Below are 25,641 nucleotides of genomic sequence, written 5' to 3'. Positions count from 1 at the left end.
CTATGGAATTCTACAAACCCTCACGAAAAGATTTGAAAGAGAGTGTCAGCACAGCTAAAAGGGTTTCTGCACTCACTGGTTGTTCATTTCTATACCATTGGATTGATTGTATGTATTGTTTAATTAGATATGGATGCAGTCCGCTCCAATATTATGAGGGAGGCTTTTTCAAACTCCGTTCATTTGATAGAGATGAAACATACACAAAGAAACGTATTGGTAAAGTTAAGGCAAGATATAATGATAGGAAGAATAATCATTTACTGAAAAACAAAGTGGAATTCAACAAACATTTTGCCGAATTCATTAAACGTAACTGGATAGACTGTAAGACCGCTTCCGTTTCAGAGCTTGAGGATTTTGTAAAAAGAACAGGCCGTTGTTTGGTAAAGCCTTCCGATGGCTCTAAAGGCAAGGGTATCCAAGAACTGTATAAAGACGAAAAGGAGATATTATTGCAATACGCGGGCAAGGATTACATATTTGAGGAAATAATAAACCAGCACCCTATGATGTGTTTTAACAACAAGTCTGTCAATACACTTCGTATGATGACCATCATGGACACCTCTGGAGAAGTACATCTTCTAAAAACTGCACTAAGGTGTGGCACGGGGGATTCCCTTGTCGATAATTTTTGTGCTGGCGGAGTAATATACCCCATTGACCTTCAGTATGGGAGAATAAATGGTCCTGGTGTGACCAATTCTTTAGGCCAACAAGTATTCATACACCCAGGGTCAGAAATCTATATGTTAGGCAGGGAGATACCTTTTTGGCAGCAAGCCGTAGAATTTGTTAAAGAAGCAGCTAAAAGGCTTCCACAGATAAGATTTGTGGGATGGGATGTAGCGATAACAAATGACGGCCCCATCTTGATAGAAGGAAACCAAGGTCCCGGTGTGATATTCGATTCACTAAACATGAATCATGGTTTATATAAAGAGATGATGTCATATAAATAAAGGACTTTTTAAATCGGAAAAAATGGATAATCCTATAATCAGTATTGTTGAAAAGCCTGATTGGGTGTCGTGGGATGAAATACATAACGTCCTCTGGAAGGCTCATGCCCAGAACAGAGAAAAAGGTGTGATTATGTCATACCCATCCCTTGCAGGAGAAGAAATAAAAAGGAGGGTGGAGAAAAATGGTAAAATGTTTATTGCATTGGATGGGCAGAATGTAGTAGGTACGTTAGCATTGAAAATCAAAAAAGGAAACAAATGGTATAATAAAGGAACGTATGGTTATCTCTGTTTTGGAGCAGTACTTCCCGATTATAGCGGTAAAGGTATATATCGTTCAATGTATAAAGTAGCAGAATCTACTGCTCTAAATATGGGAATTAGCGTTATTACGCGAGATACAAATGAACATAATGCCAGAATGTTAAAAATATCGAAGCAAGAGGGCTATCATTTTGTTGAATGCAAGGCATACAAAGATCATTTCAATATAGTCCGTGCTAAATGGTTAGATGGTTGTCCTTATCCCTCATGGTATATCAAATTGAAATTCCATTTATCCAAATTCAAACAAAAGACTCGTTACAAAATGGTTCCTGGAAAGGGACGGGTTAAGCGATTCGGAATATTATAAGAATGAAACAAAAGGTTGTAATCATAGGTCATAGCTATTCTTCGCGACTGAGCATCATACGTTCAGTAGCTCAGATGGGGTGTGAGGTAACAGTCATCGTGATGACCGAGCTAAAAAGCGACGGAAAGCCAGTTAATAAAAAGCCTATTGACTGTTACAGCAAATACGTCAGCCATGTCTATTATTGTTTGCGGAAAGATAAGGAAGATCTGATTAGAATTCTATTAGAACATTGTACGGACTCTCAGCAAAAGGTTGTGTTGTTCCCTGACAGCGATGACACCGTAGTTGCAATAGATAATAACCGAGATCTATTGGCTGAACACTTCTCTTTCCCTTACATTTGCAACGGTTCTGGCACTATGGCATACTGGATGGACAAGATTCACCAGAAAGACATGGCACAAAGTGTGGGACTGAATGTAGCCAATGGCATAGTGATTGACATCAAAGATGGAGCATACCTCATCCCCGATGACATCGCTTACCCTTGCTATACGAAGCCGTTGGCCACAATGAATGGAGGAAAAACCGGAATGCATCGTTGTGACAATGAAACAGAACTGAAAAATGCGCTCAATGAATACATAACGACAAAAGCCAGAACAGGACACGTCTTAGTTGAACAATACAAAGAGATAAATACCGAATATGCTCTACTTGGCTTCTCCGACGGGAAGGATGTGGTGATACCTGGTATGATGCAGATTCTGGTCATCTCTAAGAGGTACAAAGGTATTGCGCTTCAAGGTAAGGTGATGCCAATTGACGGTTTTAAAGAAGTAATAGACAAATTCAAGCAGTTAGTTCTTAGAATAGGTTTCGTTGGCGTTTTTGACATTGACTTCTATGAAAGTGGCAGTAAAATCTATTTCTGTGAAATGAATCTCCGCTTCGGAGGTTCTGGCTATGCGGTTACCAAAATGGGAGTAAACCTGCCTGCTATGATGGTAAGATATTTTATTGGTGGAGATATGCCCAACATGAATAAAAATATTAGGGGAGAAGCAGTATATACCAATGAACGAATGTGTTTTTTCGATTGGTTGAATGGATATATCACTTTGGACGAGTATCAGCGATACATAAAGACTGCAGATATTCACTTCATTCAAGATAATGATGACCCACAACCCCAGAAAGCATATCAGAGGGCATTTTTCAAACAGAGAATGCTTATGCCAGTCAAGAACCAATTATCAAAACTGTATTCGAAGATTCGTTACGGGATAGTTCCTGAAAAGGAACAAGTCAAGAAATTCGGAGTATAAGATGAAAATGTTTTATAATTTAACAAACATTTTATGCGGAGAGTTATTGTAATAGGACATGGTTATGGCATCCGATTAGGTGTGATAAGAGCAGTAGCCCAGATCGCCTGTGAAGTGACAGTTATACATGTAAGGTCTTTCAAGACGGGTTTTCCGACAAAACCCATTGATGCTTATAGCAAATTTGTAAAGGAAGTCTTGTTCTTTAATAGGCAAGAAGGAGCAGAAGGTTTGGTCAAGTTGCTTTTGGAGAAATGTGCTGTGGAGGGTCAGAAGCCCATCATTTTCCCAACGAGTGACTTCTCTGCCCTGGCCATTGATGATGATGAGATCAAAAAACATTTTGCTGTTCCATACATCATCAATAATAATTCTCAATTCTCAATTCTCAATTCTCAATTCTCTATCGCCTATTGGATGGACAAATCCCATCAGAAAGCATTGGCACTTTCTGTGGGTCTGAGCACCGCAGTCTCTGTTGTCATTGAGAAAAGAGGGGATGGGTTCCAGATTCCCGAAGGTATCAAGTACCCTTGCTTCACTAAGCCTGTGTCATCCTTTGGAGCTGGAAAGAAATGCCAGCGGCGTTGTAATAATCCTGAGGAGTTAAAGGCTGTTCTTGCAATCGCTGACAAGAATGACATCACAAAGGTGCTCATAGAGGATTTTATAGATATCAGCCACGAGTATGCCGTCCTTGGATATTCCGATGGAACGAATGTTATCATACCTGGCATTATCAAATTTCTTAAAGAAAGTAAGAGACATAGAGGTGTGGCTTTGGCTGGCGAGGTGTTACCCACAGCTGGCTTTGAGGACTTGATTGGCAAGTTTGCCGAGTTCATCCGCCAGATGGGATTCGTAGGAGTCTTCGATATAGACTTTCTTGAGAGTAACGGCATTTTTTATTTTGACGAGATGAATCTTCGTACTGGCGGTTCCGGCATGGCTATCTTGAAAGCTGGTGTCAACTTGCCTGCTATGTTCGTGAAATTGATGTGCGGAGATAGTACGGACGATATGACACAAACGGTCACCCATGCTGCCACATTTGTGAATGAGAAGATGGCCTTGGATGATTTTTCCGAAGGATGTATGTCGTTCCGTGAATACAGGAAATTACTTGCAGCAGCTGACATTCACTTCATCAAAGATGAAACAGACGATGCCCCCTATAAGGTGTTTGAGAAGCAATTTAGAGAACAATTATATAGTTTTAAAAGAATAGCGAAGCGAGTGCTTCATATATTTTAAGAAATGGGAAAGACAATTTTGACAGTTGGTGTCTATGACATGCTACATATAGGCCACATACTCCTTTTCAAGCGGGCCAAGGAACTGGGCGACCGACTCGTAGTAGCAGTACAGGACGGTGATTTTATTCAAAAATACAAGCCTGGCACGTCGATGATATATACCACTGAAGAGCGTATGTATATGGTCAGCACCATACGTTATGTCGATGAAGTAATATTATATAGAGATGTGGACAAGGACCTGCCAAACTTTAAATTTGACGTATTTGCAAAAGGACCCGACCAGACACATGCAGGTTTCCAACGGGCGGTGGAATGGTGTCTTGAGAACGGCAAGGAGGTTGTTGTCATTCCACGTACGGAAGGCATCTCTTCTACTATGCTGCGTGAATACTCCAAAACGCGTTAGAAAAAAGAATTACAATTAAACCATTGAGAAATGAAAGAAATAGAAGAAGAAGCATATAAAAGAATCCCTTTTGAGATACTCGTCCATTTCGCAGACTTCTGCGAGAAAAACAATATCCGTTATAGTCTGGCATACGGCACGTTGCTTGGGGCTATTAGGCATAAGGGGTTCATTCCTTGGGATGACGACATTGATGTCATCATGCCAAGGGCTGATTATGAACGTTTCAAGGCCTTATACCATTCTGAACGTTATCCGTTTTCTGATATAACCGTCAACAAGCATCATCTTAACCCAATGGGTAAAGTGTATAACTCCAACACCATTTTTTCCAGCAATGGGATTATGCGGTCATACGGACTATTTATAGATGTGTTTGTCGTTGACAATTTCCCAACCAACGTGAGGGAAAGATTAAGATGGCAAAAGTGGACACGATTCCTAATATTTCTTAACTTTACAAAAAACTCTGACATGAAAGGTTTGTTGCGCACAAGAAAGAGGTTTCTGGGAAAAGTTAAGATATTATTACATAAGTTGTTGCCAGTTCCAAGAACATTCATACAGAAAAAGATTTCCATGTTATCGCAGAAATACAATGGATCACCAACAGGGCTTGTCGGCATAACAATGTCACGTGATAACCCATTCGATACTTACCCCTCAGATCTTTTTGAGGAGTACGTTGATGTGGAATTTGAAGGACGCACTTTTAAGGCAATACGTCAGTATGACAAATGGCTCCGGATATGCTATGGCGACTATATGCAGTTGCCTCCTATTGAAAAAAGAGTTGGAAAACATCGTATAACAGCTTATTACAAATAACCGCTCAATTTGAATTGAACGGCATCTACACATAAATACGACAAGGCATGATTGAAATAATTAGAGCTGCCAAACATTTTCTCCCGTTTTTGGGTGTGACACTCCTAAAGATGTGGCATGATCTTTGGTATAGCAGTACTATAAAACGAGGACAAAAAGAAAACTTGGCCGAATTGATGGTGGCTAATCACACTTTGGAAAAGGGACTCACTATGCCAAAGCGCAAATTAGGTTTTGGATACCCTAAAGTGAGAGGTATTATCGACAGATGTAGGAAATACATCAAGGATTACACACCTAATCATATCGAAATACAGTGCTCAATTGATATTCTGCAACAGTATTACAACTTGCATATTGATAATCGCTTTGAATTGCCTGATGATATTGTCAAAGGGATACAAGAAGTGCTGAAGAGCAAGTTGTATGATACTAAGTTATGTTATGAAACTACAAAATCCGAATTTTTTGCTCCCACTGATAATTTCAAGGACTTTGCCCTTTCACGCCATTCTGTGCGTTGGTATTCTGATGAAAAAGTTCCTGACGAGACTATTATCAATGCTATCCATCTTGCCCAAACTGCTCCATCTGCATGCAACAGGCAGGAGATCAAAGTGTATGTCATTGCAACAGATGAAAAAAAGACTGAAGTTCTGAAGTTGCAAAGGGGGCATACTGGTTGGGGACATCAAGCAGATAAAATCCTATTGATTACGGCAGATATGGGCCATTGGCAATGCGAAAACAGAACATCAGCATTTCTTGATGCCGGTATATTCACGATGAATCTGCTTTATGCCATCCACTATTATGGGATTTGCGCTTGCACTTTGAATGCTCACCTATCCATAAAGAAACAGAAACAGCTTAGAAGTATCGTTGGTTATTCAGAGAGCGAAATACCTGCTGTTTTTATCAGTATAGGTAATGCGCCAGAGAAGTTTATGATTACAGGTAGCCAAAGAGTAGAATACCAGATTATTCATCAAATAATTTAGATTTAGATATGATATTTCTCGTAATCTGTGCAATCATATTACTGTATGGCCTGATTCAGTATATAAAAGGCCGTAAGGGGCGAGGGGCATTTGTGTTTTTCTTTTTCCTTACTGGTGGTTTCCACTTTCTGAATCAGAAATGGTGTCCAGTGAAATACCCAGACTTTGCCGTTGTATATTTAATGGCAGTCGCCCTGATGAATGCTTTAAAAGGTAACTATATATTCTTCAAACCGCAGATTAAGATATATAAAGTTGTTACTCTCATTGGCCTATATATAACATTAGAGTTTGTTCGCACCATAGTTCTGAAAGAAGAGCTCTTCACATTTGCTCTTGCAAACTATCGCACCTACATACCACTTTTTTCCTTCTGGATTGTTCAGGAACTGAAAAAGCAGGAAATAAGCCATCTATTTAAACAGATAGCAGTCATCACCATCATATCAACAGTGCTTTTTGACTTACAACCACTTCTTGGTATGAAAATCCTACAACATGCAAATGTAGGTCAAGGAGCTAATGATATTGGGGTTGCACGCTATCGTAACATTCCCTATCTTGCTTATTTCTTTATGCTTTTGGCCACCATTAGGTTAGACTTTAGCAGATGGAAAAGTGTGGTCCTTGTCCTATTATTCTTGATTGCCATACTCCTAACCCAGCATCGGGCAGTGATGATAGCATACGTCTTTTGTGTTGTTTTGCATTTGCTTATTACCAAGAAAGGCGGAAAAATCGTTCAATATGGTATAATTGGATTAGTGTTCTCCCTATTTGCGGGTGAAGCCATTATGAACCGTTTTGAGAATGAAGCAAGTAATCGTTCCACCACAGATGACATCAAAACTGTTATAAATTTGGACTACGAAAGTGCCGTCTATAACGAATTTGAAAATGAGAATGGCACATTTTCTTTCCGTGTACTCTTATTTACAGAACGGCTTGATTATATGATCAAGCATCCTCGTTATGCAGTATTTGGAATAGGCACTCGTCACGAAGACTCACCAAAAACGCGACAACAGTTCAATTTTAAATTAGGTACAATTAACCACCGCACTGAACTCATTGGTCAGATTTCCTCAGGCGACCTTGCATGGGTAAATCCTTTGATGAACTTTGGATTCTTTGGCATAGCTTTATTCATCTTCCTATCGTGGACTATCACAAAATTCCTATATAAAAGGAGGGAAATATCTGACGTTACCATGTCAGCCTTTCTGTTTTATCTGTTACTGATATTAATTTCATTCAAGAACGACCACCTTTATGGGAATATGCAGATGTTCTTTATCTATCTGCTGATAGAGTATTTACGATATTTTAATGTGAATTATAAAAAATATTCATAAGTATGAAGATTTCGATTTTAACCTTCTCCAAAGAGTCAAACTTCGGTGCAAACCTTCAGTGCTATGCTTTGTGTAAAACTTTACAAAGCATGGGGCACCAAATTGACATTATAGATATTCAACTTCCCAAAATATATTTCAGCTGGTACACCACCCTACTACAGATACCACAAGATTTTCTCTTCTTCTTGTTCAGGAAAAAACACCTGAATTACTTTACAAGAGAATATAAGACCACTACTGAATTGAAGAATGCTCAGCATAGAAGCGATTTGTACATTGTAGGCTCTGATCAAGTGTGGAATCCAGATATCACGAAACGCTTGGATTCACTTGTATATTTCTTCACTTTCCTGCCCGACGATGTATGCCGTATTTCGTATGCTGCTAGTTTCGGAACAGACAGTTGGCTATCGCCAGCTCTGACAGAAGAAGTGAAGGCATTGCTTCACAAGTTCAATACTGTGAGTGTGAGGGAACAGTCTGGAGTGGCTATATGCAAAAATACATTTGGTATTGACGCGCGACTAGTAGCTGACCCCACGTTGCTGCTATCATCATACGACGATATATGCGGAAAATATAGCCCCCTGCATGAGACCAACGAACTGGTGTATTTCACATTCATTCGAAATAAAGACGAGCAGAGAATCATTGCAGAGTTCGCTAATAACAACCATTTGCAGGCAATATCCTTACGTTCAAACCGTCCTATATCTGGATTCAAGCAGCGGGCTTATCTCTCTGTTGCCGGATGGCTCAACTCCATCAGATATGCAAAAATTGTTGTTACATTCTCCTTCCATTGTGTGGTTTTTTGCATACTTTTCCACAAAAAGTTCGTTATTATTCCTGCAAAAGCAGGACGCGCCGCACGTCAAGAGAGTCTGTTAGCGCAATTGGGATTGTCGGACCATTTCTGTAAGGATACAAGTGCTTTGTACAAAACGATGGAATATGTTATTAACAAAGACATCGACTATGCAGTCATAGACGAGATAATCAAAAAGATGCGAGAAGAATCTCTTGACTTTCTAAAGGAGGCCTGTTCCTGCAGAATTTGAAATTTAAGACTTGAAGCCTGAAACTTGAAACATGAAGTTTGATATTATATGAGAATAGCACATTTGACGTGGTCATTCGATTATGGAGGAGTAGAAACTATGCTTGTGGACATTATCAACGAGCAGCTGAAATCCTGTGATGTGAGGCTATATATCATAAATGATTATTACAATAAGGAGCTGTTGCAAACATTAGATCCAAAAGTGAAGGTTATACTCGTCAGACGAAAACCTGGCAGTAAGAACATAATATCACTGGCAAAACTAAATATATTCTTGTTGAGCTTTTCCCCAGATTTGATACATTGCCATCAAGGCAACTTAATCGGTACTTTATGGTTTCCTTGGCGAAAAGTCCTCACCATACATAACACGTATTGTCCTTCCAAATATTTCAGCCGCTACCAACGATTATTTTGCATATCAGAAGCTGTTAAAGACTACGCGGCAAGCCAAGGTTTTCCTAACGGAAGAGTGATTTATAATGGTATTCATACTAACGATATCGAGATAAAAGATACTTCGGTAATTGCGAAAATAAATACTTATAAAATAGTCTGTGTCGGACGCTTGCATCCTGAAAAGGGGCAGAGATTAGTCATAGACGCTTTGAACGATTTGGTAAACTCGCGACATCTTACAAACATTACGTGCGACCTCATTGGAGACGGCGATGATAGAGCTGAATTGGAAAAGATGGTTGCTCAGTATCATCTGACAGAACATATTAAGTTTGTCGGATTTAAATCGCGAGAATGGGTCTATTCCCATTTGAAAGACTATGACATTTTTGTAATGCCCAGTATTAGTGAAGGTTTTGGACTAACCTTGGCAGAGGCATGTGCCGCAAAATTGCCTGTAGTTACGAGCGACTTGGAGGGACCTCTTGAGGTCATTGCGGGTGGCAGGCTTGGTGTTATCTTCAAGCATGGTGATAGCATGGATTTGGCAGACAAATTGTATCAGTTTATCATCAATCCCATCGACAAGTCAATTGTCGATGAGGCTTTTAATTTTTCAAAAACTCATTTTGATGTGACCCAAACTGCCCAACAATACATCTGTCAATACAAGGAACTGTTGAATAGTCAAAATAATGGTTCACGTTGAAAACATAATGTAACATAATTGAATATGAAAACAGAAGTTTATGAATTGAACGGAAAGCAAATACGCATTCCTATAGCAGAATGTTATAAGGATTGCATGACGCTTATCAAAAGTGACAGGTATAGAATTTCCGGAAAAAAGGAATCAACGCTTTCTGTCATTTGGCATAGTTTAATACATACAGAGTCCTCGTTGCAATTTTGGTTCCGACTGTGTCAATATAAAGGATGGTTGACACCTCTCTTTAAGATTATTTTCTTTTATTCGAAAAGAAAAGCAAAAGTACTAATGTTTACTACAACGAAAATCGGATACGGTTTTTTTATAGGGCACAAGATATGTTTAGGAATCAATAGTGGTACAGTTATAGGAAACAATGTAAACATATCGCAATTTGACAATATCGGGACTAACCACAAGACACCTGCTATCATTGGTGATAATGTCTATATCGGTCCCCATGTATGTCTTGTCGATGATGTGAAGATTGGTAGTAATGTAACCATAGGAGCCGGAGCTGTCGTCACTAGAGACATCCCAGAAAATGCAACAGCAGCTGGGGTCCCAGCAAAAGTGTTGAATTATGAAAATCCTGCTCGCTATATCAAAAATCCGTGGCCTGTTTCTGAATAAAAAACTGATTGTATGAAAGACATTATATTCGTAGGCTGGGTCAACCAAGGGCGAGCTCCTGTTGACGGAGAAGCAGCAAAAAACCAATATATTATTGCAGAACTGAAAAAGAACTGCAAGGTAACGGTCTTGGACTTTTATAAAAAGCGTAAACACCCGTGGGTCTATTTGCAGGCATTATGGTCTGTGGTCACTAAGCCCCAAGCCACTATTGTTCTTTCCACTTCAGCCTCGAATATATATAGCATGTTGAAATGGTTCAAGAAATTGAACCTCAGGCGTAATGTTGTTCATTGGGTTATAGGTGGAACTTTGGGCGATAAAGTGAAGAATGGTGTGTTCGATGCTGATGTTATCGGTTATGCCAAGCATACTCTTGTAGAGAGTCCTTTGATGCTTCGACAGTTGGAGGAATGTGGTGTGAAAGGTGTCATGCAAGTCCCTAATTTCAAACGCATCGATTATCTTCCAAAAGTAAGTGTTCCCCAAAATGTCTTGCGCTTTGTATTCCTTTCACGCATTATGGCAGAAAAAGGATGCAATGAGATTATGGCAGCTGCAAAGCTCTTGAATGACTGGGGAATAGAGGACCGGTTTGTTGTTGACTTTTATGGAAAAGTGGCGGATGACTACAAAACAACTTTTGAGGAGGGAATCTCTGGATTGACAAATGTGAACTATCAAGGATTTCTTGATATGCGGCAAACAGAAGGATATGACAGGTTGGCCACATACGATATGCTGCTATTCCCGACATGCTGGAGGGGAGAAGGCTTTGCCGGTATCTTTATAGATGCCTTTGTGGCAGGATTGCCTATGATAATCACCGACTGGGCTCATAACAGCCAGTTCGTGAAGGAAGGCGAAACGGGGTTGTTCATTCCTGTACATGATGCAGATGCACTGGCATGTAGGATGAAAGAATGTATTGAAGGAAAATATGACATCCGCAGAATGAAAGAGCTGTGTCAGATGGAAGCGAAGAAATATGATGTGCGTAATATCATCACAAAAGAGTTTTTGAAGAAGATAGAATTAATATGAGAAAGACCGATATTTACAAAAAAGCATTGAACATGCAAAAACATTTCCTTTTCTTAGTATTACTCACTCTTAATATAGGAGTGAAAAATGGTTATTCACAAGGGAATAGCCTGGTGATTAATGAAATCATGCAATCAAATGTGAACTCATTATTTGTCGATTATGATTTCCCCGACTCGTGGGTTGAGTTGTACAATCCAACGGACAATGAGATTAATATAAAGAAAATGCGTATTGGCCTTTCTGAAGATGTGGCAGAATCTTACACCATTACTGTTGACTCCATCATAGCACCAAACGGACATGTCGTCATCTATTGCGACAAGGTCGGCAACGGGCTGCACACTAATTTCCGTATTGACTCCGGGAAAGGAATGGTGTGTCTGTTTGACAAGAAAGGAACGCTGATAGACAAACTCACCCACAAGAAGATGAAGGCCATTGACATTGCGTACGGACGCACTGTTGATGGTGGCGATACATGGCAATACGAACTCATTCCTACCCCAGGAACAACCAATGGTGGAGGAGGCTCTGACCTACTGATGCCACAACCTGTTTTCGACATTGAAGGTCAACTTTGCAACAGTCCTTTAACGATTAATATAACGATGCCTGAGGGCGATTTTCCCGATGACACACGAATTTACATGACTCTTAACGGAGAGGAGCCAAGCCTTAATTCTGCAAGTGGGACGAGTTTCTCTATCTATATCGACACTTCAACCGTTGTCCGGGCCAAATTGATTTCACAGGAAGCGTTGTTCTCCTCCACACTCACACAGTCATATATTTTTCCTGGAGAACATGGTGTCCATCCCATCGTTTCGTTAGTGCTTGACAGTGCATATCTCTTCAACTCGGAGTATGGAATCCTGAGTCCGGACTCTGCCGACGGTAGCAAGCCAAACTACCAACAGTCGTGGCGCAGACCTGTCAACGTGGAGTACTTCGATGCCAATGGCATGCGAATTTTCAATCAAATCGGCGAGACTGCTGTGGGGGGAAATTACTCAAGAAAATTTGCACAAAAATCTCTTAAAGTGTATGCGAACAAGCGCTTCGGCACCAAGCGTTTCAATGCAACTTTTTGGCCAGAGAAGCCTAATGTTACCGCAGTAAAGTCTTTTGTGCTACGCAATGGCGGCAACAGATGTGAGGATTTCCGAATTGAAGATGCTTTCATCCAACGTGTCATAGGCTCTTATATTGATAGTATAGACTATCAGGCCTATAGCCCATGTGTATGCTATATCAATGGAGATTACAAAGGAATATACGGATTGAGGGAGAGAAGTAACGAAGACTATGTAGAGGCCAACTACGGCATTGATGATGATAGCATTATTTGCGTGGGACTGATGGCCAATACTAGACTTGAAAGAATTTATCAAAAGGAGGATATCACTTATAGTGAAATCGCAGATAAAATTGATGTGTTTAACCTTGTAAACTACCTAATAGCTGAAGTCTTTGCCACTAATTGGGACTGGCCATCTAATAATGTTTCTCTATGGAAGCCTCTATCGCAAGAAGGGAAATGGAAGTGGATACTAAAGGATATGGATGCCGTCTACGATAGGAAAGGAATCACCAACTTTCTTGACTATCTCTTTCTGAATGGCGAGGAAGGAGATAAAGTTATCAGTTCCCCTAGAAAAGCTCGTCACCACCAGTTTCCTATAGTGATGATAGGGTTTCCTGAATTCCGCAAACTATTCATCGAAAAGTTTTCCGTTTATCTTGGCGATTTTCTTAAACCAGCTATTACCATTCCGTTGCTGAAAACAATGGGAGACGAAATTGAGGACGAAATTATTCCCACACATGAAGCTTGGGGTAGGCCTGCATCGTTGTATAATAAATATATATATCGACTGGAATATGTTAAAGGATATTTGAAAAAGCGACCTATGGAGACATATCAGGAAATGGCTGGGTTCTTTGACTTAGGATATGTGTTCGGTCTGAAAGTCAATATTGGGTCAGAACAGGTTTTCCTCAACGATGTGGAACTGAAAGCCGGAGATTTCGATGGCGCATACTATTCTAATTATCCTTTGTGTTTCAAATCCCTTTCAGGCAACACATGGAAAATGACAATCTACTACAGTGACCTTTCTATCCAGGAATATTTCATATCGTCTGGTGAGGAGATTATTGACTTCAGCGATTATGTTGCAGAATCCAATATCGCGAATGTGGAGATTAACAAAGTGCAAGAAACAACTAATATTGGATCTAACAGGACATGGCAAGACTACACCAATAGGGTTGTGGGAGTCTATTCTCCATCTGGTGTCAGACGTAGCGGCATAGAAAATGGAGTGAACATTGTGGTTTATTCAAATGGGGAAAGAAGAAAATATCTTCATAAGAATCCTAACATGCAATGATGAAGTCTTTGATTTTGTTTTTCGTTCAGCTTTTGGTCACACTGAAAGTTTTGACGCCTATTAGGGTGGCTCGCCTGAAATTCTGGTACAAGTTGCGCCGTTGGCCTAACTTTGAGCATCCCAAAGATATCAACGAAAAAATCAACTGGATGAAGTTCTACGGGGATACAAGTCAGTGGCCGTTGTTGGCAGACAAGTATCGTGTCAGAGATTATGTGAAGGAATGTGGCTTAGAAGATTGCCTCATTCCACTCATTGGCAAGTGGGACACAGTGGAGGAGATTGATTGGGAGAAGCTGCCACAGCAATTCGTCATGAAATGCAACAACGGCAGTGGCGATGTGGTGATATGCAAGGATAAGAGTTTGTTGGACATCGAGGCCACGAAGAAACATTTTTGCAAAAGCCTCCATGAAAAATTGAGCGTTTTGTCTGGCGAACCTCATTACGCACTAATAAAGCCATGCATCATAGCAGAAAAATTATTAGATGTATCAACACAGCCATGCAATTCAAATTCGCTGATCGATTACAAGATATGGGTATTTCATGGGAATCCCAAGTTTATATGGTGTACATGGAACCGCAAAGAATATCATGCAAATGTTGCATTATATGATATGGATTGGAAGTTTCATCCAGAATGGTCTGTTTGGACTAATCACTATGTGAAACCCATGGAACAAATTCCCCGTCCCCGAGAGTTTGATCGTCTTATCGAAATTGCAGGAAAACTAGGCAAAGGGCTACCTGCAGCTCGCATTGATTTATATATTGTAGACGATAAAATCTATTTTGGCGAAATTACAATGACATCACAGGGAGGCTATCAAGACTTTTATACACAAGAATTCCTTGACAAACTTGGTGAATTAACAGTATTGCCATTAGAATGAAGATGAATATATATCATATCATTTGCAATGTCACTTGCTGTCTGATGCTGTCGTCAGTATCTTTGGCACAAACTTGGAGTGATGCCGCTTCTTTAAAAAAAGAACTAATACAGGCTGCCCTTCAAGGAAAGACCTATTATAGCCAATATAATTTCTATGATCCAAGGAAAAGCGGAGAACTGAAGTCTGCATACGAAAACGTGCTACAAAGCCAACCTATAATATACGGTGTGGATTTCCACTATGCCAGTGGTACATGGCACAAGCCAAAAGCGATTCGGAAAGCAAGAGAGAACCTGATTAAAATTGTTAAGGAAACATGGCGTGAACGCCGAGCCATAGCAAGTTTTTCATGGCATCTGGAGAATCCGTATGTCCCTACAGGATTCCCATTGACATCAGGGTTTCGATATATTAATAATAAAAAAATCCCCGATTATCCTGTTCAACATCGCTATGTCATAAAGGAAATTCTGGAAAATAGTGGTGACGTGTGCGGCAAGGGAAACCTGTCGGGTAAAGACAATGTTCTGCTCTACCCCACTCCCCGAGTCTGGTTTGAAGACAGGTGCAAAGAGGTTGCTGGCATAATCAATGAATTTGTTGATGAAAACGGACAACCGATCCCATTTATTTTCCGTCTATGGCATGAATGGGAAGACAGCTGGATGTGGTGGGGAGCAAAGTACGTTTCGGCGGATGACTATAAACGTTTCTTCATATTAACTGAACAAATCATTAGGAAATATGCTCCCAATGCTCAGATTCTATGGGCATATTGTTCAGACCGTTTCGTAAACAATGAAAAGGAATTTATGTCACGCTACCCTGGAGACAGCTATGTTGACGTGATAGGATTTGACGATTATGCTATCGGAAAGTCTGACAAGGATTGGAAAGCTGCTGTAAACAGAGCTAAGATGGTGAGCAAGATTGCCAAAAAAAGGAAAATGGCAACAGCTTTGTTTGAAACGAACAACAACAAACGAAAAATACCATATTATTATACAAGACATCTGAATAGAATGCTAAAAGCTACAGGAGTAAATCTTAGTATCGTTCAGATATGGAGTTTGAAAAATTTCAATGATTCAACTGATATGAAATCTTTTATCAACCAAAAGAATATTATTATTAGATAGGATGATAACAATGAAAAGAAAGGTAATGGCAGTAGCCTCAATAGGCGGACACTGGATACAGTTGCTGAGAATAGCACGCCCCATGGAAGAGCACTATGACATGCTATATGTCTCAACACACCCAAAATGCGCCACAATGGTAGAAGGACAGAAATTCTACCAGACGACTGACTTCAGCAGGTCGGATGCGTGGCGACTGATACCATCGTTCTTCAAAGCCATAAGAATAATACTGAGAGAGAAACCTGATGCCATCATCACCACCGGGGCTGCTCCCGGATTGGTATTCCTTATGGCAGGCAAACTGATTGGGATAAAGACGATATGGATAGACAGCATCGCCAATGCTGTACATCTGTCTGCTAGCGGACGGATGGCTTCGAGGTTTGCCTCACGGACTTATACACAATGGAAGGATCTCGCTACAGAAAAAATACAATATGCTGGAAATGTCTTTGGAAATTAACTAAACGTTTTTCATCATGATATTCGTAACTATTGGAACGCAACTTCCGTTCGACCGCCTTATCAGAATAATAGACAATCTGGCTCCACAGCTGAATGAGGAAATCATTGCTCAGGTATATAAGTGTGGATTCACGCCTAAAAATATAAAAACTGTTGAATTCATCGCCCCTGATGAATTCAACAGTCTATTCGACAAAGCCCGACTCATTATATCTCACGCGGGAATGGGTACCATCTTGTCGGCCCTGCAAAAGAACAAGCCCATAATTGTTTTTCCTCGCATAGCTGCCTTGGGTGAACACCGCAACGAACACCAACTGGCTACTGCACGGAAATTTAAGGAAATGGGAACTGTGAATGTTGCCATGGACGAGGAGGAACTGACTGCAATGCTGCTGAATGGAAAACTGACTGCCTTACAGCACATCGGCAACAGTGCTTCCCCCTCTCTTATACAATCCATAGAGGACTTTATAGACAAGTAAGAGAGGCGATTTCTGTATATCTATTCACTAAAATTTTCGAAAATCAAGACAAACAAAAATCGCAAACTAGAACGGCTGAGGTACGAAAAATCATCTGAATTGAAATAAATATTCCGCTATATCGCAACTACATTCATCCTATACTGCAACTGTTTAACTTCTATACCACAGTTTAAGTTCTATTGTATCATAACAGAAATTCAGTTGTAGTATAGGATGAATGTGGTTACGGTATAATAGAAGTTCTATTGCAACCTCATCTCAGGAGTTATTAACGAAAAAGAAACACTGTTTTGAGCGCAAAAATCGTAAGTAGCTAAAATTCAGTACATTGTGAATTATTCACAACGCGCTCATATTTCGCACAGAGAAGTGCGAAGTAGGAGTTGGTGATTTCCGCGCGATTCTCACGCGTCTTGACGTTATAAATATGCAGTAGAAAAGTGCATATAAATACGCCAAGCGCGCTATTCCAGAACGTTAAATGGGCTGTTCTTTGTTATCAACTTGAATAAACTTCCTTGGCTCTTTTAATCTACTTGTAATTACTTGATATTCAGACCTTTTATACATAGCTCAAAATTTTACTCAGTGAAGTGAGTAATTTTACTCAGTGCCAAGATATAAATAGCAAGACACATCAATTTTGACCAGATAGCAGCAGCGCGTCGGCCTCGAAAGTAAGAGTGATATTTACTCCTCAACGGCTGCCTGCGCGGCGGCTAACGGATGTTGATTATCAGTGAGTTACATAGTTATTGTAAACTACTGGTGACTCTTTTACGACACATTCTGCACGTTTTTACACGCTCATGGCAACGAAAACGTGTTTTTAGGCAACTTATTTCGCCACTTTCTTGCCGCCTACGACGTAAATGCCGTGGCGAAGGCTGCGGAGCGCCGGTGCACCCTGTCCCAGCCTTCGTCCACTGAGGTCGTGTATGGCAAAGTCTTCGCGCCTCAGCGCCTCAGTGTCCTCAACGCCCTCAACGCCCGTCGGCACGTCGTCGTTGTTGGCCTCGCCGTAGACGTTGGTCTGGTAGAACCTGACACGGTAGGGCCACTGCTCCTCGGTGTTGTCTATCCATCCCGTGAAGTTGTGTGTCCAATAGGTCGAGGGTGCTCCGCTGATGACGAGCCACACGTGGCTGCAGCCTGCAGGGCAGTCGAAGGCGATGAGTTGGTCGGCGTCGTTGTAGCCGGCGCGGTGCATGTCGCCATAGACGCGCGTGCCGTCGCTCTTGAAGGCTACGAATCCGATGCGCCATCCCGCGCGCGTGATATTTTTAGCGGTGTAGCCGTCGGCACCGGCCTTGCCCTCGAACTCCACGTAGAGCGTCTTGGCCTTGGAGGGAGCGTTGAGGCGGATGGCATTGTTGCCGTAGTTCTCGATGCAGTTTTTCTTCTCGGGCCACCAGTAGCCGTCGTCGTCCTTGGTGAGTGCTGTCTGGCTGCGCCAGCTGGCCTTGCCGTCGCCGATGGAGCGTATGGGGTCGAGGTCGAAGGTGGTCATGCGTGCTCCCCACTCCCAGAGTTCGTCGCCGAGCTGGCTGACCTTCTGGCTGGTGGTACCCGTCATGCGGGTGCGCATGTAGGTCTCGAAGGGGTCTTCGGGGTCGCGGCAGTCGTTCCACAGCCGTCCCACGGCGTCCCAGCCGTGCTTGTGCACGAAGAGGTCCTGGATGAAGAAGTTCTCATAGCGCAGGTAGCCGGCCAGAGGATGGCGGTGCATACCGTTGAGCGAGTTCCAAAGCCATTCGTTGTCATTGAGCAATTTGCTGGGATAATAGACATAGGCCATCCATTGGGCGCACATCTCCCAGAAGGGATTCTGTGTGGATTCGTGCCAGTTGTACATCCATCCGTTCCAGTCGTTGTTGTCGCAGTGGACCTGGTACTGGAAGCAGTGCCCTATCTCGTGGGCTACTGTCTGTCCGCCGCGCGAAGTGTAAGCCCAGCGCGAGAGCGAGAGCATACCGATCTGGTTGTCGATGCCGCTGCCTTCGGCCTTCCATTCGCTAGTGGAGAAGAGGCGGATGATCATCTTGTAGGTGTCGCTCTTGGACTTACCCTGGTTGATGGTGATGAAGCCGAGTTTGTCAGCATACATCTCGAAGATCTTGTCGGCCGTATCCAAAATGCCCGGTACGGCACTTGGCACTTCGTCGCCGTATTCCTTCTCCCAAAAGAGCACCCAGTGCTTCGACTGGTAGGAGCGCTTGTGGCTCCATTGGTTATTGTTGTCCTGCAACTTCGAGTCTGAACCGCAGGCGCTGCCGCTGCAATAGATCTTCTTATCGACCGCTTTGATGCGGTTGTTCAGGGTGTTGACGGCGGCCTTCAGCTGGTCGTCGGTCAGGGTGCAGTCCTTCACTTGCTCCTTGGCCGTGGCTACGGTCTGGTCAAGAACGCCCCACGCCGTGGCTTTGCGGGGCATGTCCTTCCACCACGCCAGCACCTTGTCGGCATAGTTAATGCGCTCCTGCAGCAATGTGTAGCGCGCCACCGACTCCTTGGCCGCCGTCATGGCTGCCGTCAGCGCGGCGTACGCTTCGTTCAGTGCGTTCTCATCGTAGATGGTATTGCCGCCATCGTCAGTGCCTGTTCCTGTCAGTGCCTGACGTGCGGCCTCTATGGCTTGGCTGAGGCTTTCGGATGCCGGTTGCTGCATGCCATTTGAGGAATAGCTTTCGGCATGTGTCAGTAGGCTCTGCAATTCTTTGGCGATGTCCGATGTGCCGATTTCACCGATGTATTGGAGATGGAAATCGTCCACGCAGAGGTAGTTGCCGGTGGGATTCTCGGTCGTCACGCCGATTTCCACCTCTCCATGCTCATCGACAATGGAGAAAGTGACGGCGTAGGTCTTCATGGCCGTGATGAGCGTCTTGGAGAATCCGGCATAGAGGTAGGCACCTTTCTGCGGCAAACCAGTGTTGGTTGTGCTGCCTTGTCCGGATTGCTGGATATGTAGCGCACCAGCCTGCAAACGATAGTTACCCTTGGGCAGTCCTTTCAGCACCTGCGAGAGGCTGGCCTCGGAGATCTTGCTGCCGCGGCTGGTCCATGCTTCCATGTAGTTGGTGCCTTCTTTCTTGGTGAAATAGCTGTTGGTCTGTATGCTCATGCCCAACACACTCCATCCTGCAGTACCATCGATCTCGAACGACGGGTTCTGGATATAGCGTTCGGTGCAGTCCACAGGAGCATTGGGTGATGCGTTCAACCAAGCGTATGTTTCAATGGCCGCCTTCAGCGCTTCGTCCGCCGCCAACACCTCGGCCAGCGGTGTGTCGCTGCCGTCGTAGGCGGTCTGAGCGCGGTCGATAGCGGCTTTCAGGTCGCAGGCCCCGCGTCCGCTGCCGTCGCCGTACAGTGTATTGGCGGTTGCGAGCGTCTTGCCGAGCTCGAGCTTGCTCTCGTCCATGCTCTTGACGAGGATCTGTACGTAGTCGATGAGCAGGTTGGCCGAGCTGCCCGACCCGGTGTTCTCAGCTGCCTTATATCCAATCTGTATCTTACCTTGAGTCTCTTCGGTGAGCGTGAAGGTAATCTGATCCAGCGTCCATATCTTCGAGGGGTAGCCATTGAGCGCGGAGACAACGGCGTCGCCGCTTTGCGGAATCCATGCCAGCAGCGATTTGCCCTTGGTAGTGCTCTTGGCGTTGTAGGTGGGCGCGTTGATGGTGTATGTACCTGCGGGCAGGGTGACATTTTGGCTGTAGGTCATCTCCACGCCCCAACCAGTTGAGAGCGCCAGCGCACCGCCCACGCTGCCTTCGTAGCCCTGGGCCGGCACTTCGCCGCCGTTGAACTTACCTGCAAAACCATATTCGTAGATGCCCGTGATGGTGTAATCGACGGTGAAGCCGGCCGTCCATCCCGTGATGGTTTTGATTTCCTGCTTTACCTCTGTAGTGGCTCCCGCCTTGTGGTGGAAGCCGCTGTCGAAACCGTAGTTCTTCAGGTACTGAGCGGTGATATCGGTCTGGGCTGCAGCCGCAAGGGCCGCGAAGCACACCAATAGTAGAAATAGTTGTTTTTTCATCGATGAAATTATTATATTGAAACTGTGATTCATTGCTACGAGATGATTTCGGCTGCAAAAGTACGCTGCTTCGCGCAGGTGGCAAAACCAATGTGTAACAATGAATGGTAGCGTCGTAACAATATCACTGACGCACACCCTCAATGTTGCCTTTTCGCCGGTTTCATCGGGATTAACGGGTGGTTGCCGAGAGGACGAAACTGAAGCGGTGGGGCTGGTTGCCATCGATGGTGTATTGGGGCAGCGTGCGCTTTCCCCATGTGTCGGTGCCGCCTACGCCGTGGACGTTGAGGTCGATGTTGACGTTGACGAAACGGCCTCGCGGCACTTCGTAGGGATGAAGCGGCCCGAGGTCTTCGTCGCCGTAGTCCCATGCGCTGATGCAGAGCGGCTGAAGTCCGTCGATGCGGACGATTGTGGTTGGCGAAGTGAGGGTGAGCCATCGTACGTCGCAGCGGTTACCATTGTCCTGCGGGTGTATATACTCGGTTTGGAAGTCGCTGAGGGGCATCTCGTACTCGCCGAGGAAGGCTGACCGTTTGCGGTCGGGATAGTTTTCCCACGGTCCCCGGCCGTAATAGCGAATCTGCGTGAAGTCGGCAGGCAGTCGCATGCGCATACCGAATTTAGGTATGACGGGGCGGTCGTGGGACGAAGGACGGTAGTCCACCTCGACGAGTATGCTTTGGTGGTTGAGCGTGGTGTAGGTCACTTTGACGTCCTTCGGCTCTTTCCATACGGCTGTACGGTGTGCGAATCCGGCGGCACTTTGGTTGTCGTTCTCGGGTTTCCAGAAATAGGGTTCGAGGGGAGCCTGGAGCAGCTCGCGCCCGTCGACAATCCACGACATGAGGACATTGCCGCAGACGGTGACGCCCTTCGCCTTGCCCTCCGCCCTCGCACACTTCGTGATGTCAGCCTTGGCAGGGAAGGCGTATGGCTCGAGCACAAACTGTTCGCGGGCTACGGCAAAGCCTTTGCGGGCCCACGGCATGTCACGGCGGAGTCGGGCAGCGATGTTGAGCAGTGTCTCGCTGCCGTAGTGCAGGGTGTCGTAAGTGATGTCGTATTCGTTGATGTCGGTGAAGCAGTCGCGGTTGATGATGTGTACAGTACCATCGTCGCCGCGCTCGAAATGGAGGGGTTGATAGACGTGCTGCACTTCGTAATAGTGGGGATGTGGCTTGCGGTCAGGACCTACGATGCCGTTGATGAGGAAGCGGCCGTCATTGGGCTTGTCGCCGAAGTCGCCGCCGTAGGCCCAAAACTCATCGGGCTGCAGGGTCAGGTCTGCGGAGTAGCACAGGGGCGAGCCGTCGATGGGCTTGGCGAGTCCCTGGTCGGCCCAGTCCCAGATGGCTGCGCCGAGGATGGTGGAGTCGGCATAGATAATGTCCCAGTACTCCTGAAGGTTCCCCAAGGAGTTGCCCATGGCATGGCAGTACTCGCGCATCATGAAGGGTCGGTCTGTGACGCGTTCGGCGACGCGCTTCATCTCATCGGGGTAGAGGTAGCTGTCGTCGTAGATGGCGGAGCAACGGCGGTCGCTGTCGTAGAAGGGCGGGCGTGTGGGGTCGAGGTGTACGATGGTGTCGCGCATGGACTCGGCATTGATGCCTGCGCCGGCCTCGTTGCCAAGACTCCATAAGACGATGCTGGGATGGTTGCGGTCACGTAGCACGAGCGATGCGGCCCGATCCACATGTGCCTTGCGCCATGCGGGGTCGTTGCCCAGCTCCTTGTTGCCTATGCCATAGCCGTGGCTCTCGTTACATGCTTCGTCCATGACGTAGAGTCCATAGCGGTCGCAGAGCTCATAGATGAGTGCGGTGTGGGGATAGACGGTGGTGCGCAGGAAGTTGATGTTGGCCTGTTTCATCAGTCGGATGTCGAGTTCGCAGGTGGCATCATCGACATAGCGCCCCATGCGTGGGTGGTGGTCGTGGCGATTGACACCACGGAACTTGACATTCCAGTCGTTGATCTTAAACACCTCGCCAACGATGTTTATGCGTTTGACGCCGAGATGGTAGTCGAAGTGTTCGATGGTCTGTCCGTTGCGGTCGCGCAGTTCAACAGCAAAGGGATAGAGGTGTGGTTTCTCTGCCGACCAGAGACGCGGATGCCGAAGCTCACAACGAAGTTGCACGTGCATCGTGTCTTTGGCCGCAAGGCGATGTACGCTACCCTTGATTTCCTTCCCTTCAATGAGGAAGGCCACGTTCAGGTCCTTCACGCTTTTGCGGCTGGTGTTGCACAGTTCCACATCGGCCTTGACCTCTGCGATGCTGAAATCTGTGTTGGGGATAGCCGTAACATAGTAATCGCTGATATGCACGGGCGGCCTCACCCAGAGCTGCACAGGGCGGAAGATGCCACTCAGACGCCACATGTCAATGTCCTCAAGATAGGAGCCGTCGCTCCATCGATAGACCTCCACAGCGAGGCGGTTCTGTCCTTCGCGAACATAACCTGTGATGTCGAACTCGGCAGGCGACATGGAGTTCTGGCTGTAGCCCACGCGCTGACCGTTCACCCACACGTAGAAGGCCGACTTGACGCCGGCGAAGTGGAGGATGAGGTTCTGCGGCAGCTGCTCGCGCGTAATATTTATAAAGGTGACGTAAGAGCCCACAGGGTTGCGGTGATCGTAGGCATACCAATCCTGTGGCGGCTCGCCGGTCACGCTAGGCGCGTTACGCTGAAAAGGATACTTTGAATTGGTGTAGATGGGCTTGCCGAAGTTCTGCATCTGCCAGCATCCGGGCACGGTGATGCTGTCCCATTGACTGACATCGTAGTCTGTGCGGTAGAAGTCCACGGGCCGCTCCTCTGGGTTGCGGCTCCAATGGAAGCGCCACCGGCCGTCGAGCGACACGATTTCCTTACACTCCTTCCATTTGGAGGGCAGCTGCAACGTGGCGTGATAGGGCAGTTTGTTAATACCCACCACCTGCGGATTCTCCCAATCACGGACGGTGGCCTGAGACAAAGCCGAAGAGGTACATGCCAGACAGACGAGGGCACCAATGAGAATGTTTTTCAGCGTATCCATTTCTTATGATTGATGATGAAGATTCCTTTTTGGGTGGGATGAGATAAACCCTAAAGCACATTCTGCAAACTTTGTTTGCAAAGTTAGTGATTTCTTCTGACTTTACGTTCATTCTGCACGTTTTTCTTGCAGAATATGTTTGTTTTTTTTAACATATATAGACGAACTGACATCTCATCTTGCCATTATTGGATTCAATTAAAAGTTACTATGTTTGCAGTCGGAAACACCAATAAGCCGATAGGGGATAGTCCTTAGGCAGTGAAATATTCCGCACCGTGAGGTGCAGAGAACCTCTTCGCTACGCTTCGAGGACCTCTACATCTCACGTTGCGTGAAAAGAGGCTTCGCGAGGAAAAAAGAGGCAGAAAATTTGGTACGATAATAATTGGATTGTATTTTTGTAAGTGCAAAAAACAAGATACTTTCACAATTAAATACCGTACCAGTATGCAAAGGAACAAAATATCTTTCAAAGGACAAAAGATTTTCGTAGGAATTGATGTCCATGCTAAAAATTGGGAGGTGGCAATAGCCCCCGAAGTAGGAATTGTAAAGAGGCATTCCCAGAAGCCTTCAGCAAAAGAGCTCTTTGACTTTTTGAAGAAGAATTACCCGGATGGTGATTATCAGGCTGTCTATGAGTCTGGCTTCAGTGGATACTCCACTTATTATGCATTGAAGGAAGTCGGTATTGGCTGTATGGTGATTCATGCAGCTGATGTTCCGACGACTCAGTATGAAGAGGTGATGAAGACAGACAGGGTGGATGCCGTAAAACTGGCGAGATCTCTGAAGGCAGGTCTGCTCAAGGGCAACTATGTTCCAGAGAAGCAGTACATTGACGATCGCTCTGTTGTCCGCATACGCAAGACAATACAGAAGCAGCTCAGCGGATACAAGTCGAGAGTCAAGCACCTGCTGCATTGTCATGGAGTAGAATTCCCTGAACGATTCTCCAGGAAGCAGACGCACTGGTCAAGGGCTTTTATCACCTGGCTGATGAACGATGTGCGGCTGATGTCAGATACACGAGCTTCGCTTGACCTGCTCATCAGGCAGGTAGAGGTCCTTAGAGGAACATTGCTGGAGGCTACTCGCCAATTGCGCAAGATGAGCCAGACAGAACGATACAAGCACAGGCATGACCTGCTCAGGACAATCCCCGGAATCGGCATCATAGTCACGATGTGCATCCTGACAGAGGTCTGTGACGTGAAACGTTTCCACAACGAGAAAGAGTTTGCCGCCTACCTTGGACTGATCCCTACAAGCCACAGCAGTGGTGAGAAGACCGTGCATGGCGAGAAGACTTTCAGGGGGAACAAGCAACTTGGCCCCATGATTATCGAGGCTGCATGGATTACCATCGGCAAGGATGCGGGACTTGGAACGCAATATTTCCAGTACAAACAGAGGATGGAGCCACAGGAGGCGATAGTGAGGATAGCACGTAAGCTTTCCAACATCATCTTTTCCGTCCTGAAGAATGAAAAGGAATATGTACCATACCAAACGGGTAATTGACATACAGATTATCAGACAACTTCACAAGACGACTCCTGCGTTTTTCTGAGG

The 25,641-nt window shown here is 44.8% G+C and carries 20 protein-coding genes; 18 read left to right on the top strand and 2 right to left on the bottom strand.

Going from position 1 to position 25,641, the window contains the following annotated elements:
- Nucleotides 1-2 precede the first annotated feature (2 nt).
- Genes L6475_RS05960 through L6475_RS05880 form a run of 17 tightly spaced genes read left to right on the top strand, consistent with a single transcriptional unit; the run spans nucleotide 3 to nucleotide 16,960 of the window.
- Nucleotides 3-965, top strand: coding sequence for a sugar-transfer associated ATP-grasp domain-containing protein (locus L6475_RS05960; protein ID WP_237823553.1), 963 nt, complete (start codon nucleotides 3-5; stop codon nucleotides 963-965).
- A gap of 22 nt (nucleotides 966-987) precedes the next feature.
- On the top strand, nucleotides 988-1,602 hold the full coding sequence (locus L6475_RS05955) for a GNAT family N-acetyltransferase (protein WP_237823551.1): 615 nt from the start codon (nucleotides 988-990) through the stop codon (nucleotides 1,600-1,602).
- A 2-nt stretch (nucleotides 1,603-1,604) separates the two neighbouring features.
- Entirely contained in the window at nucleotides 1,605-2,873 is a 1,269-nt protein-coding gene (locus tag L6475_RS05950) for an ATP-grasp domain-containing protein (protein ID WP_237823548.1), read from the top strand.
- A 33-nt stretch (nucleotides 2,874-2,906) separates the two neighbouring features.
- Complete coding sequence (locus L6475_RS05945; protein ID WP_237823546.1) at nucleotides 2,907-4,127, top strand: ATP-grasp domain-containing protein; 1,221 nt, start codon at nucleotides 2,907-2,909, stop codon at nucleotides 4,125-4,127.
- A 3-nt stretch (nucleotides 4,128-4,130) separates the two neighbouring features.
- A complete protein-coding gene (locus tag L6475_RS05940) occupies nucleotides 4,131-4,538 on the top strand; it encodes an adenylyltransferase/cytidyltransferase family protein (RefSeq protein ID WP_237823544.1) in 408 nt (135 codons plus the stop codon).
- Nucleotides 4,539-4,568: 30 nt separating this feature from the next.
- Nucleotides 4,569-5,366, top strand: a complete 798-nt coding sequence (locus L6475_RS05935; protein ID WP_237823542.1) for a phosphorylcholine transferase LicD — start codon at nucleotides 4,569-4,571, stop codon at nucleotides 5,364-5,366.
- Nucleotides 5,367-5,413: 47 nt separating this feature from the next.
- Nucleotides 5,414-6,367: a nitroreductase family protein gene (locus L6475_RS05930; RefSeq protein ID WP_237823540.1), complete on the top strand. Its 954-nt coding sequence runs from the start codon at nucleotides 5,414-5,416 to the stop codon at nucleotides 6,365-6,367.
- 8 nt (nucleotides 6,368-6,375) lie between these two features.
- The gene (locus tag L6475_RS05925) at nucleotides 6,376-7,722 is read left to right on the top strand and encodes an O-antigen ligase family protein (protein ID WP_237823537.1); all 1,347 of its coding nucleotides are present in this window, start codon (nucleotides 6,376-6,378) and stop codon (nucleotides 7,720-7,722) included.
- Nucleotides 7,723-7,724: 2 nt separating this feature from the next.
- Nucleotides 7,725-8,786, top strand: coding sequence for a polysaccharide pyruvyl transferase family protein (locus tag L6475_RS05920; RefSeq protein WP_255777664.1), 1,062 nt, complete (start codon nucleotides 7,725-7,727; stop codon nucleotides 8,784-8,786).
- Between the two features lie 48 nt (nucleotides 8,787-8,834).
- Nucleotides 8,835-9,896, top strand: coding sequence for a glycosyltransferase (locus L6475_RS05915; RefSeq protein ID WP_237823532.1), 1,062 nt, complete (start codon nucleotides 8,835-8,837; stop codon nucleotides 9,894-9,896).
- Nucleotides 9,897-9,920: 24 nt separating this feature from the next.
- The gene (locus L6475_RS05910; RefSeq protein ID WP_237823530.1) at nucleotides 9,921-10,529 is read left to right on the top strand and encodes a serine acetyltransferase; all 609 of its coding nucleotides are present in this window, start codon (nucleotides 9,921-9,923) and stop codon (nucleotides 10,527-10,529) included.
- A 12-nt stretch (nucleotides 10,530-10,541) separates the two neighbouring features.
- Nucleotides 10,542-11,573, top strand: a complete 1,032-nt coding sequence (locus tag L6475_RS05905) for a glycosyltransferase (protein WP_237823528.1) — start codon at nucleotides 10,542-10,544, stop codon at nucleotides 11,571-11,573.
- Entirely contained in the window at nucleotides 11,570-13,969 is a 2,400-nt protein-coding gene (locus L6475_RS05900) for a CotH kinase family protein (protein WP_370641663.1), read from the top strand. Before L6475_RS05905 ends, L6475_RS05900 begins: the two co-directional genes overlap by 4 nt.
- Complete coding sequence (locus tag L6475_RS05895) at nucleotides 13,966-14,865, top strand: ATP-grasp fold amidoligase family protein (protein WP_237823524.1); 900 nt, start codon at nucleotides 13,966-13,968, stop codon at nucleotides 14,863-14,865. Before L6475_RS05900 ends, L6475_RS05895 begins: the two co-directional genes overlap by 4 nt.
- Before the next feature lie 2 nt (nucleotides 14,866-14,867).
- Nucleotides 14,868-16,007 carry a glycosyl hydrolase gene (locus L6475_RS05890; RefSeq protein ID WP_237823522.1) on the top strand — a complete coding sequence of 380 codons (1,140 nt, stop codon included), beginning with the start codon at nucleotides 14,868-14,870 and terminating at the stop codon, nucleotides 16,005-16,007.
- Between the two features lie 10 nt (nucleotides 16,008-16,017).
- Nucleotides 16,018-16,473: an oligosaccharide biosynthesis protein Alg14 gene (locus L6475_RS05885; RefSeq protein ID WP_237823520.1), complete on the top strand. Its 456-nt coding sequence runs from the start codon at nucleotides 16,018-16,020 to the stop codon at nucleotides 16,471-16,473.
- Nucleotides 16,474-16,489: 16 nt separating this feature from the next.
- Nucleotides 16,490-16,960 carry a glycosyltransferase gene (locus L6475_RS05880; RefSeq protein ID WP_237823518.1) on the top strand — a complete coding sequence of 157 codons (471 nt, stop codon included), beginning with the start codon at nucleotides 16,490-16,492 and terminating at the stop codon, nucleotides 16,958-16,960.
- Between the two features lie 841 nt (nucleotides 16,961-17,801).
- Here L6475_RS05880 and L6475_RS05875 read toward each other — a convergent pair.
- Entirely contained in the window at nucleotides 17,802-21,008 is a 3,207-nt protein-coding gene (locus L6475_RS05875; RefSeq protein ID WP_237823516.1) for a DUF6055 domain-containing protein, read from the bottom strand.
- A gap of 172 nt (nucleotides 21,009-21,180) precedes the next feature.
- Entirely contained in the window at nucleotides 21,181-24,063 is a 2,883-nt protein-coding gene (locus tag L6475_RS05870; protein ID WP_237823513.1) for a glycoside hydrolase family 2 TIM barrel-domain containing protein, read from the bottom strand.
- Between the two features lie 450 nt (nucleotides 24,064-24,513).
- Between L6475_RS05870 and L6475_RS05865 the strand changes: the two genes are divergently transcribed.
- Nucleotides 24,514-25,590 carry an IS110 family transposase gene (locus tag L6475_RS05865; protein ID WP_237820660.1) on the top strand — a complete coding sequence of 359 codons (1,077 nt, stop codon included), beginning with the start codon at nucleotides 24,514-24,516 and terminating at the stop codon, nucleotides 25,588-25,590.
- Nucleotides 25,591-25,641 lie beyond the last annotated feature (51 nt).

Source organism: Prevotella sp. E9-3 (genome assembly GCF_022024015.1).
GTDB lineage: Bacteria > Bacteroidota > Bacteroidia > Bacteroidales > Bacteroidaceae > Prevotella.
This window is presented reverse-complemented; position numbering and strand designations above follow the sequence as displayed.

Bases quoted from the DNA above. Each gene is read 5' to 3' on its own strand.
- L6475_RS05960 (WP_237823553.1), top strand. From the start codon at position 3: ATGGAATTCTACAAACCCTCACGAAAAGATTTGAAAGAGAGTGTCAGC.
- L6475_RS05955 (WP_237823551.1), top strand. From the start codon at position 988: ATGGATAATCCTATAATCAGTATTGTTGAAAAGCCTGATTGGGTGTCG.
- L6475_RS05950 (WP_237823548.1), top strand. From the start codon at position 1,605: ATGAAACAAAAGGTTGTAATCATAGGTCATAGCTATTCTTCGCGACTG.
- L6475_RS05945 (WP_237823546.1), top strand. From the start codon at position 2,907: ATGCGGAGAGTTATTGTAATAGGACATGGTTATGGCATCCGATTAGGT.
- L6475_RS05940 (WP_237823544.1), top strand. From the start codon at position 4,131: ATGGGAAAGACAATTTTGACAGTTGGTGTCTATGACATGCTACATATA.
- L6475_RS05935 (WP_237823542.1), top strand. From the start codon at position 4,569: ATGAAAGAAATAGAAGAAGAAGCATATAAAAGAATCCCTTTTGAGATA.
- L6475_RS05930 (WP_237823540.1), top strand. From the start codon at position 5,414: ATGATTGAAATAATTAGAGCTGCCAAACATTTTCTCCCGTTTTTGGGT.
- L6475_RS05925 (WP_237823537.1), top strand. From the start codon at position 6,376: ATGATATTTCTCGTAATCTGTGCAATCATATTACTGTATGGCCTGATT.
- L6475_RS05920 (WP_255777664.1), top strand. From the start codon at position 7,725: ATGAAGATTTCGATTTTAACCTTCTCCAAAGAGTCAAACTTCGGTGCA.
- L6475_RS05915 (WP_237823532.1), top strand. From the start codon at position 8,835: ATGAGAATAGCACATTTGACGTGGTCATTCGATTATGGAGGAGTAGAA.
- L6475_RS05910 (WP_237823530.1), top strand. From the start codon at position 9,921: ATGAAAACAGAAGTTTATGAATTGAACGGAAAGCAAATACGCATTCCT.
- L6475_RS05905 (WP_237823528.1), top strand. From the start codon at position 10,542: ATGAAAGACATTATATTCGTAGGCTGGGTCAACCAAGGGCGAGCTCCT.
- L6475_RS05900 (WP_370641663.1), top strand. From the start codon at position 11,570: ATGAGAAAGACCGATATTTACAAAAAAGCATTGAACATGCAAAAACAT.
- L6475_RS05895 (WP_237823524.1), top strand. From the start codon at position 13,966: ATGATGAAGTCTTTGATTTTGTTTTTCGTTCAGCTTTTGGTCACACTG.
- L6475_RS05890 (WP_237823522.1), top strand. From the start codon at position 14,868: ATGAATATATATCATATCATTTGCAATGTCACTTGCTGTCTGATGCTG.
- L6475_RS05885 (WP_237823520.1), top strand. From the start codon at position 16,018: ATGAAAAGAAAGGTAATGGCAGTAGCCTCAATAGGCGGACACTGGATA.
- L6475_RS05880 (WP_237823518.1), top strand. From the start codon at position 16,490: ATGATATTCGTAACTATTGGAACGCAACTTCCGTTCGACCGCCTTATC.
- L6475_RS05875 (WP_237823516.1), bottom strand. From the start codon at position 21,008: ATGAAAAAACAACTATTTCTACTATTGGTGTGCTTCGCGGCCCTTGCG.
- L6475_RS05870 (WP_237823513.1), bottom strand. From the start codon at position 24,063: ATGGATACGCTGAAAAACATTCTCATTGGTGCCCTCGTCTGTCTGGCA.
- L6475_RS05865 (WP_237820660.1), top strand. From the start codon at position 24,514: ATGCAAAGGAACAAAATATCTTTCAAAGGACAAAAGATTTTCGTAGGA.